Origin of the sequence: Kosakonia cowanii JCM 10956 = DSM 18146, from assembly GCF_001975225.1 — a bacterium.
Classification (GTDB): domain Bacteria; phylum Pseudomonadota; class Gammaproteobacteria; order Enterobacterales; family Enterobacteriaceae; genus Kosakonia; species Kosakonia cowanii.
In genome coordinates this window covers 1,280,021-1,293,609 of record NZ_CP019445.1, presented here as the reverse complement: position 1 = coordinate 1,293,609, position 13,589 = coordinate 1,280,021, and the positions used below count along the sequence as shown (strand labels likewise).

The 13,589-nt window shown below is 59.0% G+C and carries 8 protein-coding genes; all 8 read right to left on the bottom strand.

From position 1 onward, the window contains the following. Positions 1-2: 2 nt before the first annotated feature. The 8 genes from BWI95_RS06015 to BWI95_RS05980 are packed head-to-tail and all read right to left on the bottom strand — an operon-like array spanning position 3 to position 13,460. Positions 3-1,544: an SUMF1/EgtB/PvdO family nonheme iron enzyme gene (locus BWI95_RS06015; RefSeq protein WP_076769168.1), complete on the bottom strand. Its 1,542-nt coding sequence runs from the start codon at positions 1,542-1,544 to the stop codon at positions 3-5. Beyond that, a complete protein-coding gene (locus BWI95_RS06010; RefSeq protein ID WP_083699346.1) occupies positions 1,534-2,766 on the bottom strand; it encodes an ABC transporter permease in 1,233 nt (410 codons plus the stop codon). The genes BWI95_RS06015 and BWI95_RS06010 overlap by 11 nt, the downstream gene beginning before the upstream one ends. After that, positions 2,747-3,433, bottom strand: coding sequence for an ABC transporter ATP-binding protein (locus BWI95_RS06005; protein WP_232374417.1), 687 nt, complete (start codon positions 3,431-3,433; stop codon positions 2,747-2,749). The genes BWI95_RS06010 and BWI95_RS06005 overlap by 20 nt, the downstream gene beginning before the upstream one ends. Continuing rightward, on the bottom strand, positions 3,433-5,385 hold the full coding sequence (locus tag BWI95_RS06000; protein ID WP_054803569.1) for a vWA domain-containing protein: 1,953 nt from the start codon (positions 5,383-5,385) through the stop codon (positions 3,433-3,435). The genes BWI95_RS06005 and BWI95_RS06000 overlap by 1 nt, the downstream gene beginning before the upstream one ends. 9 nt (positions 5,386-5,394) lie before the next feature. After that, entirely contained in the window at positions 5,395-6,387 is a 993-nt protein-coding gene (locus tag BWI95_RS05995) for a hypothetical protein (RefSeq protein WP_054803568.1), read from the bottom strand. 6 nt (positions 6,388-6,393) lie between these two features. Continuing rightward, the gene (locus tag BWI95_RS05990; RefSeq protein ID WP_076769167.1) at positions 6,394-9,060 is read right to left on the bottom strand and encodes a putative virulence factor; all 2,667 of its coding nucleotides are present in this window, start codon (positions 9,058-9,060) and stop codon (positions 6,394-6,396) included. After that, a complete protein-coding gene (locus BWI95_RS05985) occupies positions 9,060-12,062 on the bottom strand; it encodes a virulence factor SrfB (RefSeq protein ID WP_076769166.1) in 3,003 nt (1,000 codons plus the stop codon). Before BWI95_RS05985 ends, BWI95_RS05990 begins: the two co-directional genes overlap by 1 nt. After that, the gene (locus tag BWI95_RS05980) at positions 12,063-13,460 is read right to left on the bottom strand and encodes an SrfA family protein (protein ID WP_076770289.1); all 1,398 of its coding nucleotides are present in this window, start codon (positions 13,458-13,460) and stop codon (positions 12,063-12,065) included. It lies immediately after the preceding gene. Positions 13,461-13,589: the final 129 nt, after the last annotated feature.

The following is a 13,589-nucleotide window of genomic DNA, read 5'->3' as shown; positions in this document are numbered from 1 at the left end:
CCTTAATTATTTTTTTTACAAGCGCTCAGCCACGCATCGCGCGCCACTTTGCCATCTTTCCAGTAGCCCTGAAGGTTGCCCCAGTAGGTATTCAGGTAACCATTCAGATTGGTTTTACCGCGCGCCGCCATCTGTTGCTGCACGACGGTCATCTGCGGATCGATCAGGCTCTTGTTATAGGTCGTGCCCATATCCACCAGCGTGTCGGCGTAATAGCTGGTGATAAACTCCAGCGCTTTTTTATGCTGATCGAGCTGCTCCTGGCGACGCGAACAGTTGGCATCCAGCTGGCTCCCGGCGGCACACGTTTTGCTATAAAGCTGGTTAAGGCGATCGAGAAACTCGCCGTCATCTTTCATCTTGGTGCACAAAAAGGCGCCCAGCTGCAAAGAGGTGCGGATCGCCTGGTCGCGTTGCTCATCCCGCAGCTGGCTATTGGCTCGCAGTTCATTACGCAGCGACTCCAGCTCCTTTTTCACACCTTCATCCTGCACTTTGGCGGAGATGGCATTCAGGTTCTGTAATGAGTCCGCGCCTTCGCCCGGTTTCTTCGCCGCTTTGCTCTCGGTACCCAGCGCCTGCCACTCTTTTTCAATCTCTTTGATGCGATCCCGCGAGGTGAGGGTGGTTGAGACCAGTACCAGGCGCATGCCGTTCGCTTTGCTGCTGTTCTCACCTTGCGCGGTGTAATAGGGCTCTTCCCCGCGCAGCGAACTGCGAATATCGGCCTGCGGCGTTAAGTAGCTGCCGCCGCGCACGATATAGCCGCCCGCTTTGCCATGCAGGCGGTCAAGTTTATTTAAGCGAAACGGCTCAAACATCATTTCGCCAACGTTGCCGAGCATATCGTGCAGACCCAGCGGGTTCGGTTTAAGCAGGCCGGTAAGCTGAAGTTTGTTATTTGCTGACTGCGCCCCCGCGAACCAGACATAGCCATTCAGGCCTTCCGGCATCGGGAAGTGGCGATCGCGAAACTCCGCCGACGAGACAGACAGCCCGCCGCGCGCGGCAAACTCCCATTCGGTTTCCGTCGGCAGACGTAAAAAGCCCGGCTGCTTATCATCCTGCGGCAGTGCGTCCGGCTTCTCTTTTCGCAGCCACAGGTTGTATTTATCGGCAATCGACATGGCGTCCATCCAGCCGATATTGACCTTCGGCAGACGACCTTTGATATCGGGTTTGGCGCAATCACCGGAGAGTGCGCGATACTGCAAATCCGTCAGCTCATATTTGGCCATCAGGTAGTAACGGCCTTTCTCTTTCTTCTCTTGCGGGAAGCTACCGGCGATATGGTCCGGGCGTGACTGTTCGATATAGCCCCACTCGTTGCCCTCTTCGCCAAGCGTAATGCTGTAATCGGCTAACGGCTTATCCAGAGGAATAGCAACCTTACGAAACGCCATTGCGCCATCGCAGGGCAGCGGCAGGATCACATCATCAGCCAAGGGTTTTGGATTCCAGAACTTCTCATCCCACGTTGCGTTTGCCGCGCAGGAAAAGCCTAACCCGGCCGCAGCCAGCGTCAGTAAGAGGTTAAATTTCACGTAAACTCTCCGCAGGTTCGATCTTTAACGCCCGCAGCGCGCCAATCGCGGCAACGCCCAGCGCCACGGCCAGCACGCTCAGGAAGGCGGCGGCAAAGTGGCCAGGATCAAGGTGACAAACAAAAGCGCTTTCGGGGAGATTAGCGCCCAGAAGGTGGTTAAACAGCGCGCTGCCCGCGCCATAAATCAACAGGCCAGCAATAAACGCAACGCCCGTCAGGCAGAGCGCCTGGATCATGATGAACAGCGTCACCGCCTGGCGGCGCAAACCGAGCAGGCGCAGCACTGCCATATCTTTGCGTTTACGATCGATATTGGCGATAAACGCGCCAATAAGCGACGCAATGCAGCCTGAGGCCGAGATCCAGGCGATCACCGCGAAAATCACCCCCAGCACGCGATCGATGGCGCGCACCGCTTCAATCTGCGCGGCCTGGGTTATCGCTTCGATATGCTGCGACTCAAGCCATTGCGCCAGGGGTGCAACATCATCCAGCGTGGCGGCATAGAGCCGCGCCCGCGCAAAGTTATGCCGCTCGCGCGCGTTTTCACCGTCGGTAACGCCGAGCAGCTGCACCTGGAAACCGTCGCGATAATCTTCCAGCGCCACCAGCAGAGGCAGGTCGACAAATAGCGCAGGGCGGGCAAAGCGCGCCTCGTCGAGAATGGCACCGACGCTGACGGAGAGCGATGTGCGCTGGTTCTGCCCGTCGCGTTTACGGCTGATAAACAGCCGGAACGTGTCGCCCGCTTTCACGTCGAGCTTACGGGCGGCGCTGTTGCTCAGTACTACCGTGCTGCCGTGCGGCAGCACTCCGCTCTCGCGCAGCAGCGGATCGCCTTTCGCGGAAGGGATCACCTCTGCACCAGCGGCAAAATGTTGCCCGTCGCGCACCAGGTCTGCCTGGGTATTCAGCGATCGCGTAAGCGGTATTGAGAAGCCAACCTCCGGGCGTGCCGCGAGCGCATTGAGCCACGCAAGATCGTAGTTACCGTTGCCGGTCATCCGCACTTCCCGCGTGCGTGGATCGTCGAGCAGATCGTGGCGCAGCTGGCTGACGATACCGTTCTTTAAGCCAAACAGGAGAAGTAGCGGGGCGATCACCGCGATCAGCGAGAAGACAATACAGAGCGCCACTTTCCGATCGTGTATCAGATCGCGCAGCGCCATATTTAGCAGTAGCCCCATCCTGGGGCGCGTTTCAGGCAGGCTGGAAGACACTTTGCCCCTCCTGCATCACGGCGCGATAACAGCGCAGATTACACTCGCTCACCCGCTGCCAGTCATGGCTGACGATCACCGCCGCCATCTCCATTGCCCGCACCATCTCAATCATTAGCGCAAACAGCCGGCTGGCGTTATCGGGATCGAGCGCAGCGGTTGGCTCATCTGCCAGCAGCAGGCGCGGCTGGTGGGCGATAGCGCGCACAAACGCCACGCGCTGACGCTCGCCAATAGACAGGCGGGAAGGCAGCTGATGCAGCAGCGGCGCAATGCCGAGCCGATCGATAGCGGTCTTAAGCCACGGCGATTGCACCGTTTGCCCGACCAGCCGACGGGTGAGGGTGATGTTCTCCTGCACCGTTAGCCACGGCAGCAGCCCGCCGTGCTGGAGTACAAAGCCGAGATCCCGTGCGCGGATACCCGACAGCGCGGCTTCATCATCCGCGAGCAGCGCCGGGGTAAGATCCCGCTCGCCGAGGCGATACTCCGACAGCTCTTCCGGGCGCAGGATCGCGCCCATCATCTCCAGCAGGGTGCTCTTACCGCAGCCGCTGGGGCCGGTAAGCGCCACCACTTCACCGGGTGCCAGCGTCAGCTCCGGTAGCGAGACCCGGTAGCCCTGCGTGCCGCCGCGACGGATCGCCATTGCGCGTATGTGTAGCATTACGGCAGGTTTTCCAGCGGCACAGGGTAGACGTTGTCACGCGGATCGCTATCCGGTGCCAGCGAGATCCAGCGGTCAACATCCTGGTTATAGCGTTGGTAGTAGTTCAGCTTGGTATTGAGACGGCGAATAAATCGCTCCTGCTCAAGGCCATCCCAGCTCTTCCAGGTCTCTTCATCAAGGCTCAGCACTTCACTCAGGTACGGCAGCCCTTCGATGTATTCACCCAGCAGACCCAATTCACCTAAGCGTGTGGCATTTTTGCTTTTCGCCTGGTTCGGATCGTTGCCCATCGTTGCGGCCAGCGAACGCAGGCTGGCGAACATATCGTCCGGCGAGATCAACCCTTCGTTGGCGGCGTTGACGATCTTCTTCATCACATCGCTCAGATCGCTCAACTCGCTTTTGGTCAGCAGGACACGCACTTCAGTGGCGGGAATGTTCTGGTTCACCAAATCGCGATCGCTGATCCAGGATTTAAACACCGGCGGTGCCTGGGTCCCCTGTTTTTCACCGAGATAGGCAAGGCGCATCGCTTTGCTCAGCTTGTCCGCATCGCTCAGCAGCGGGTCGGCTTTCTTACCGGCATACTCTTCGCTGGCGCCCAGCGCGCTGCCCGCCGTCTCTTCCCCGCTCCAGGCGGTTTTGATCTGGCCAGTGATGGCGTTCGCCAGGCTATCGACCATGGTGCCGAAGTTGTTCACATCGCCGGAGTCGATCGGGTAGTAGAGCGGTTTATGCAGGAACGGGTTGAGCGTCAGATCCTGATACTGCGCCTCGGCAGCAGCATGGTTTTTCTTACCGCTCGGGGTTTTGAGATGCAGGGTATAAAGCGCCACACCACGATAGGCCGCTTCCTGGCGAACCTGTGCGGCATCAAGATGTGTAGAGGAGAGATTATCTCCGCCCTCCAGCGCGCCGGCGTCGGTAATCAGGATCACGTAACGTGCGCCAAACTGCGTCCAGTCGACCTTATCAAGCGCCGTCATCACACCGCCATAAGCATCCTCATCCACTTTGCTGCTGGAGACCGTGGCTTGCTTGAGATCGTGTACTTTGGCGAGGAAATCTTTGCCATCTTTCACCGTATTGGGGTCGACATACATCTTGCTGTCATACTCCAGCCCCGGCACGGCTTTGACATTAGAGCGGAAGGCCACCAGCCCGAACTTCACCTGATCCTGGAGGTGCTCCTTTTCAATGCGCTGATAGATCTTATCGATCGCCTCTTTAGTGCGGTCGATATAGGGGCCCATCGAAATGGTGGAGTCGATTACAAACACCACCGACGCCGAAAAGCCCTTCATCATGTTCTTCTCGTCAGCCGCTTTTGCCGCTTTCTCCGGCGCTTTTTCACTGACCGAGGCGACATTAAGCACGCGCACCTGGAAACCGCTGTCGGTAAAGACATCGTCAGAGCCTAACACTGGCAGCAGGTAGAAGTTTTTCTGCTGATCGACCATGTAATCCGGCTCTTTCGCCAGCACCTGCGGCACGGGTTTATTGCTCTTCAGATTGGCCAATAACGGATCGAGCGCGGCGGCCGGTTTAGGGGTATTCAGCAACGATTCGACGTCGCTCTTATCGCGGAAAAAGAGCATCGGGTGGCGACCCGCCGGGTTGGTAAAGGCCAGCGTGAGCTGCATCTTCCAGTCGACGGTACAGGCGGCTTTAAGCCAGCCGGAAACATGACCGAAGCTATCCGGCCCCACCTGCAACCACTCATCCTGGCCCTGCTTGCTACGCTGATAAACGTAGAAGCGGCTAAACGCCGGCTGCTCTTTACCGGCCTCGCCCGCTTTCGGTGCCAGCTGGCAGCCCGGGTAGGTGAGAACACGCTGATAAAGGCTATGTTTCCCCTCTTGCAGCAGCGGTTTTTGATCGGCGGCGTGCGCGCCCATGGTGGCGGCCGTTAAGCACAGGAATCCGCCCAGCCAGACTCTCGTTTTCATCCTTTAATCCTATTTTTTCAGCTCGGCAAGACGGGCTTTCGCCCCGCTGTTTTGTGAGTCCTGGTTGACCACAATCTCGTACCAGTAGATGGCGGTTTGCGCATCCGGGCTAAAGCAGCCGCCGCTCTGTGCGGTTTTCGGGTCATACTCTTCGGCATAACGCATTGCCATCTGGGTATCGCCAGACTGCGCTTTATAGGCGTACAAGCGTTGCGCGACATCACACTGCTTCGCCGCTTTTGCTTTCGCGATCACCTCCAGCAGTTGCGCACTGCTTGGCTGGCTGCGCAGGCACCCTTTCACAAAAGCCAGTTCATTGCCTTTGGTCATCAGATCGTCGCCGCACGGGCCGCTGACTTTCGCCGCGGCCGCAGGCGCTGCCGCAGGTGGCGGTGTCTCTTCGGCTGGCGCTTCGGGGCTACGCATAAACCACCATGCCGCAGCGGCGGCGGCGATCAGCAGCAGAAGCACCACCAGTGCAATAATCAGCCCTTTACCGCTCTTCGCTTTCGGCTCCTCGACCGGCTGCGGCGCAGGCGGCTCGGCAACCACCGGCGCGGGTTCCGGCACCGGTTGCGGCGTTGGCTCAACGGCAGGTGGCGTCGGCGGGGTGTCATTCAGGGTACGGGTGTTGACCGGCAGCGGGTTCTCACCGCCCGCCTGGGAGCTGAGCAAGCCTTCGCTGATCATCAGGATCCCCATATCGCGCGAGGCGTCATCTTTGATGGCGATGCGATAGGCTGCCTGGCGGTTAGCCAGCAGGGGATCAACCAGCGACGGGCCGACCTGCACGGTAGGCACACCCTCGTCGAGCGTTAGCGTCGGCAGTGCCAGAAAGACTTCCGCGCTGCTCCAGCCGCCATCGTTGTCGAGATAGAGCGAATCCTGGTTACGCAGCACCGAGATCATCACGCCATCCATACCCCCTTTCCACGCTTTCAACAGTAGTTGCGCATAGCCCGGGATGACGGGCTGAAGGGCTTTAAGTTCGGGTTTGATCACCTGCTATTACTCCTGTGAAGTCTGAATCTGACGGATGATGGCGCCCAGTTTTTCGTTCTGCGCCACGCTGATCTCCCGACCGGCCGAATGGCCCGCGTTCTCGGTAATCAGCGACTCCAGTCCCACCAGCCAGTCGATAATGAACATGGCGGTGTAGTTCAGTTGTTGCGGCGTTAAACGTGCCAGGCGCTCGTCGTCTTTCCACACCACGCTGTCGCACTGAGAGGGGCGGGTGAAAATGTGCTGATCCGGCATATTCAAGCGTGTCGGGCGTTTCGCTGCGGGCATCTCGAGGTACCCAAGCCAGGTAATAAAATCGCCCATCACATGCAGGATGCGCGACACCTGACGGTCCACCATCTGCTCCAGCAACACGCCTGCCTGCTCGGTATTGGTCATCGCCTCAACGAGCTTCTCTTCGATGCGCAGACGGAGCAGGGCGGTAATCAGTTCATCGGCCAGCGCGTCGATAATCGGGCGCGGTAAATTGATGTAGTTGAGCAACGCCGGGCTTTCCGACAAGCCGCGTAGATGGTTGATCCAGTGCTGTACGCTCTGATGCGCGAAGGCAATTTCGTGGCTATAGGTCGTTGCCGCAGGTGCTTCAGCCCCAAAGGCAGCGCCAACACCGATATCGAAAATATCCAGCTCTTCAGGCGCCTCTTCCTGCACCGGCAGTGTGGTTTGTTGCAGATAGAGTGCCTGCAAATCGCGGCGCGTCGGCACCAGGCGCAGCAATAGCTCGCCGTGCATACCGCTGCGTTTTTTCAGCACATCCAGAATGTCGCGGGCAATCTGCGCCTTTTTCGCCGCATCCTCTTCGCCGTCTGGCTGATACCAGTTGCCTAAACCGCCCTCGATCAGCTCATCGCGGATCTCCTGCAACTGCTCGGCAATGCGCTCGAGCTTCACTTCCGGACGCGCAACGGTCGAGAGGTAATCAGCCATACGGCGCATCCCGCCGTCGTTAAGCTCGAGCATCGCGTCCCAGGCTTCGTCCGGCGAGGCGACATAGCGATTGACCGCTTCATCTTCGAGGAAGGTTTTGCGCATCAGCTGGAGCTGCGGCAGGTTCTCTTCGCTAAATGCCGCTTCGTTACCGTCGCTAATACGAATAAACGGCGTCTGCTGGCGCGGCTTGCGCACAAGGAAGGTGTTGTTAAACGCCTGTCCGCGCTGCCACTCCTGCATCCATTTGTACTGACCGAAGCGCTCGGTCATTGCCATTTTGATCATCCCCCCCAGCCCCCAGGATTGTCGCAGGATTGCCTCCTCTTGCGACAGCCCCTGGCTGATGCGCAGATCGAACATGGTCAGCGCCCAAATTAGCCCCGGCAGACGGCGGCCGCGCGCCTCGGCGTCGGCGCCCTGGGTGTAGCGGATCCACTCATCGAGCACGCCGCCCACCTCTTTCACATCCGACTGCTTGGTCGAGGCTGTACAGACCACCAGGACGTTCATCTCCTGGTTTTCGGTATAGCGCTCAAAGAGATAAGCGACTTTGCCACGTAAAATCAGCTGCGCCAGCGGGTTGCTCTCTTCGTTATTAACCGCGCGGCGAGTGTCATCCATCGACTCAACGCCGAGGCGCCCGCGATAACCGGGGAAATCGAGCAGATCGACGGTCTCAAACAGCGGCTCGCGGGTCGAGGCGACCAGCGGGATATGCAACTCAACGGTTAATGCCGTTAATTCTGCCAGCGAGAGGGTGACGGGCGCTGCGGCCTGGCCCTGCACCACCGGGCAGACCTCAATGCGGATATCGGTCTCTGTATTTAGCCGCTCCAGCATGTCGACATTCATAATGCTGTCGCGCTGCACCAGCAGGCCATTCTCTTCGCTGACCAGCGTGCTTAACGGTGCCCACACTTCCTGCGCGCCGCCTAGCCGATGCAGGGTTTGCGCAAAACGGATATAAGCTTCGGTCAGCCCTGCCACCTCGCCCCATAACACCGAGAAGAGCTGGCCGCGATCCTCCGGCGTCAGCCACGGCGCCAGCGTAATCGCCTGCGGCCAGTAGTGCAGCGCTAAGCGGCTCTGGCTTTTTTCCGCATGGCGGCTCAGGTAATCCCACAGCGAGACGACATCATCTTCACTGATGCCCGCCACGCGGGTTGGGCGACGGCGTTTGGTCAGCGAGGCCAGCAGATCGTTGATGCGCCCTTCGTCATACTGCCAGTCGAATTTTTCCTGATTAAAATCATGGATAAAGGCGTTGGCGAGAATTTTGCCCATCTCGATTTCGCTAAACAGTTGCAGCGTCACCGGCCAGCGCTCGTCGCCGCCAACCTGACGACGGCTAAAGCGCGTCACCAGGCCGGTTGCCTCTTTGCCGCCGCCCGGCGGGTTGATGTGGGTCAGAAAATCGAGCTGCTTACCGCCGAGGCGGGTCTCCAGCTTGCCGTTTTCACCCGCCGCCAGTGCGGAAATCAGGTAGGATTTGCCCGCCTGCGACAGGCCAAAGAAGCCGATGGTCATCGGTTTTGCCGCTGCCAGCGCCAGACGGCGCGCCTTGTTACGGCTGCGGCGGAGGTTAATCGTCAGACGGTCGGCTTCGGTATTAAGACGCGGCGCATTCTGGCGCACCGCGTTGATCCACTCAATCGCTTCACCGGCACCGCGTTCAACGCCCTGCCAGCCCTGGATAATTTGCTTCGAATTGATGCTGTTCATTAGCTCTTAATGCTCCCGCTATCCAGCCAGTACTGGCTTTCGCCCATGCCATTGCCAACCATCGTGTTTAACTGGAAGGTCACGTCCTTGCGGCTGTAGTTTCGTCTGGCGTTCTCCATCTCCAGCGACTCAATACGGAAACGCTCCGGGCTGACCGCCTCTTCGCCGTTTCGCGCGCGGCCCTGTTCCGCCATCAGCTCAATACGCATCACCGCATCGCCGGCGAGTTCGCTGGCAAGGTTAGGATTGTTGATTTTCAGGGTATAGAGCGACGAGGCCGGCCAGCGCTCGTTATCCAGCTGACGGAAACCGATACGCACTTCACCGCGCGCCTCAAATGGCTGGCCCTGAGGCAGCTGGAAGTCAGCGGCATCAAGGTCGATATCGCTGTAAAAGACGTTGCTGTCTTTGATGACGTTGTTGCCATCCAGCATGCCGAGGTAGCGGATCGTCGAGTAGGCGGTAAAGTTTGCCGCGCGGAAATAGAAGTTGTTGAGACGCGACTTCTCCGCCAGCAGGCAGAGCATCGCGCCGACCACCGCGGTGGATTTCGGATCGTCAATGCACCCTTTTTTGTTGAAGGGATACCAGCCGCCGGTTTCATACCCGTGCAGCGGCAGAACCCGCGTCGGCGGCACCGGCTGGAGCTGGCGAATCAGTGCCTGGATGCCCGGCAGGCGTGAAGGGCGGCCCGTTAACAGCAGCACATCGCAGTTGTAGTGCCAGAGCACTTCACACAGGGCGCGCAGGCTATGGCAGATGTTCATCCGGCCGCTGCGCGGATCGATAAACTCATTATGCAGACGGGCGAGATCGACCTCTAACGGCACGTCGAGCAGTGAGAAGAGCGCTTCGCTCGCCAACTGGCCGGTGCGCACCACGTCGTTAACGTAATCCTGCACTTTGGCGGTAGGCGTAGTGCCGGTGAGCAGTTCGCGGAAGGTATAGTTGAGGACTTCGCGGCCACTCTCCGGCTTGTACTCTTCATAGCGATGAAGAATGGCCAGCGCCAGCGGTGAGAAGATTTGCAGCGTCAACTGCTGGCGCAGCACCTGCTTGCCCGCTTCGATCGCTTCACTGCCGAACAGCTGCGACATCATCGACTCTGCCGCGATATCGCTGTGGCCGACTTTCATCATCGCCGCTTTTACGGCTGGCTGGAGATAGAGACGGATGACATCCAGCAGAATGTCGTCGCCCGCCACTTTAAAGCCTTCGCGGAAGAGCTGTTTCGGTGTAATGCGCACGTTAATGCCTTTACCGTCATCCAGCGTATAGCGGGTGATCACCAGATCGGTGGTGCCACCGCCAATGTCGATGGAGGCGATCTTCAGGCTGCGTTGTTCCCCCTCCGCCTGCTGATTATCGGGGCGACGGGTGGCGGCAAAAAACTCATCGGTGCGGCCACCAAAATTGGTCTGCGTTTCGTTATAGAGATAGACCAGCTGTCCGCAGGTCGCTTCATCCCACTTCACATGCACGCCGGGGTGCGGCTGCTTCGCATTGCCGCTCTCTTCGCCGTCGTAATCCATCTCTTCCCACTCCAGCGATTTCCACACCAGGCGGATAGCGTCATGCATGCAGGCTTCAAAGATGGCGCGCTCTGGTTTCGGCATCGCCGGCGGCACGGTCAGGATCACGTTGCGTAAACGACGTGGATGGCTGGCGTGGCTCATCTTCAGGCGCTGCGCCGGGCTGTTGATCTGCATTAACGCCTGGCTCAGCACTTCTGAGAGCATCATGGTCATCAATGAACTGCGGCTGTAAACCGGCGAGAAGACCGGCATCCGCTCATCTTCATTGAGGCGAATCAACAGCTTGCCATGATCATTGAGCATATAGAGCAGCGGGGCGGCGGTCGCCAGCGGTTCACGATCCGATTTGACAAACGCCTGGCTGAAACGCCAGCCCGGCGAGTAGGGCTGATCGTCCCACAGATAGCGTTTCGGGCTGGAGAGGCCGGTTGAGCCTTCGGTACCTAAACGCTGCGCCGCCATGCGGAAAGCCTCACCGCCGACGCGGCCGATGGTCGGCCAGGTAAAGGCGTCGCTGCGCCCGCTTTTCGATGAGAAGTCCTGCTTGCCAAACTCCGCCTGCGCGAACTCCAGTCGGCTCTCAAATGGCTCGTTATAGACAAACTGCGGCTGGCTCAGATCGCGCAATTGCAGCTGATAAAGCTGGGAGAGGCCTTTGTTATCTGCTGCATGCTCCTCAATCAGCACGCCGCAGCTGCGTGAGTTGCCAATATCCAGCACCAGGTCGACGGGGATCGCGGTATCACGAATTTTCACGTCATTGAGCTGTACTTCTGGAATGGCGATGGTCTTTTTCAGCACCTCGAGCAGGTTAAGGAAGTGCGCCTGATGCTCTTTCAGCCCCAGCTTCTCTTCGGTGTCTTCGGGGTGCTGACGCAGCACAGCGTGTGCCTGCCTGGTATAGATATCGTTCAGCCACTCCTCAATCCATGGAAGAGTCAGGAAGTCGCCCATCTGGTGCGGCAAGCAGGCCAGCGCAAAACCGGCCCCGGAACGGACATCATCTTCGCCGGGTGCCAGGTATTGTGTATGTTCGCGGTCGGGAAAGATTTTGGTATCGAAAATCAGCGTTGCACGCCAGGTGTTGCCTTTCTCGTCCGGCTCCGGCAGTTGATGAAACTGCACGCGCGACCAGTTAGTCGGCCCGTGAGAAAAGCCGCCCGGCGGGTTGAAGCGAAAGAAGGGCAGCGGCAACCAGATCCCCGCATAAAGGCTCAGGGAATCTTCAATCGCCAGCGCATACTCCGGTTCGGCGTTGCGCGGCGTTTCGCCGTCTGGCGTCGGGACCTGAAACTTGTCGTCACGCTCGTTGTAGATAAGGCGCAGCACCGCACCTTCGCCCTGCTGGCGCAGAAATTCGCCGTAGGCTTTACGCGCGGGCAGGGAGAAAGCGAAGTCGAGGAACTGAATCCCGCTGTCACGGATAAGTTTGACCTGTTTTTTAAAATCAGTGAGCTCAGCCAGCATTTAGTTACTTGCCTCCTGCTTCATCGAAAGGGGGAAAAGGGTACTGGTGCCGTAGCTGCCTTTACAGTCGGCAACGCTCTTAGCACCGGGCGCACAGACGATCTCCGGCATCTGGTAAACCGAGCCATCGGTACATTGCGCTTCACCCTGGTTATTAATGGCCAGCTTGCCGGCCTGGATGGCGGCATTGACCGCGCCGCGGCAGGAGACGCCATCGCCGCGCACCATCTGCACTTCACCTTTGCCATCTTTAATCTGGTAGTTGAGGCTCAGCGGCTTGCCGGTACGCTGATCCTGGATGCCTGCGCCTGCGCGCCATTGGCCATTGAGGAAATCGGTACGCCCCTGCGCCAGCGCTTCCGGCGGCAGGCTTAACGGGTTTTTCACCTCTACCGGCGCGGTAGCGTTGCCCGCAGTAGCGTTGGGTTCCGCCAGCGCCGGGTCGTTCACCTGCGCCTCTGGCGTCACGGGCTCAACGCCAGCTTGCGCAGGCTCGCTGCCTGTTTCAGGCGCGACCGGCACGGCGGGATCGTTAAGGGCGGCGGCGTTTTCCGGGGCAGCTGTGGCACGCTCTTCATCACTCAACGGGACGATGCCCGTCGTGCTGCCGCTCACCACTGGCGCAGTAACGCCTTCGGTGGTGCCAACAACACGTTCAGAGGAGGTGACGGGCAGGGTGGCGCCATTCTCCGCAACCGGAAGGTGCGCATCAGGCAGTGCTGGTTGCTCAACGCTAAAGCCAGGAATGGTGACGCCGGGTACGCAGCCGCGCAGCAGCCACAGCAGCAGAAGCGCTAACAGCAGCAGCGGTAGCAGCCAGCATAACCACGCGGGCAGGATCCACCATCCGCGACGCTTCGGCTGCGTCACCAGCGGTTCGTTGACCGGCGGCGCGCTGTGCAGTGGGGCTGCGGGCGTAACGGGTTTCGGCGGACGTAAGCAGTCCAGCGGATCGATCCGTGCCTGATGGCGGGCGTTGACGAATCCCCAGAAGCTGATCACCGGCTTGCCGTTGACCAGCCAGACATGCTCGGGATCGGGAAATTGCAGGGTTTTTTCCAGCAGCTTACCAAACAGCTGCTGCTCCGGCTGGTTGCTCTGGGCGAAGTCCTGGCTGAGCTGGCGCAACGTGGCCTGCGTGGTTTCCAGTTGCGCTAAGGCGCTTTGACGTTCGCTCTCCGTGGCCGCAGACCAGGGAATGACGTCGCCGGAAAAAGGGGCATACCAGTCAACCCGTTCGCCGTGTTCACTGATTTGCGGAATGGCGAGCACATCTGCCGCCGCGCTCTGTTTGCGCAGGCGAAGGGTTTCGCGCAACTGCAGCGCAGAAATATGGACAGCCTGCCCGTTTTCGCCCATCGACTGATATTTATTGAGCTTGTCACTGCACAGAAACATCTCTTTCACGTTGGCAGGTCCTGTGTTTTCTAAAAGGTAAAAATGAGCAGAATTAACCCTAAATACGCTGTTTCCGACAGGGTTAAATTGCTCATCTCAGCATGGGAAAATGCGAAAACGTTAAAGCGT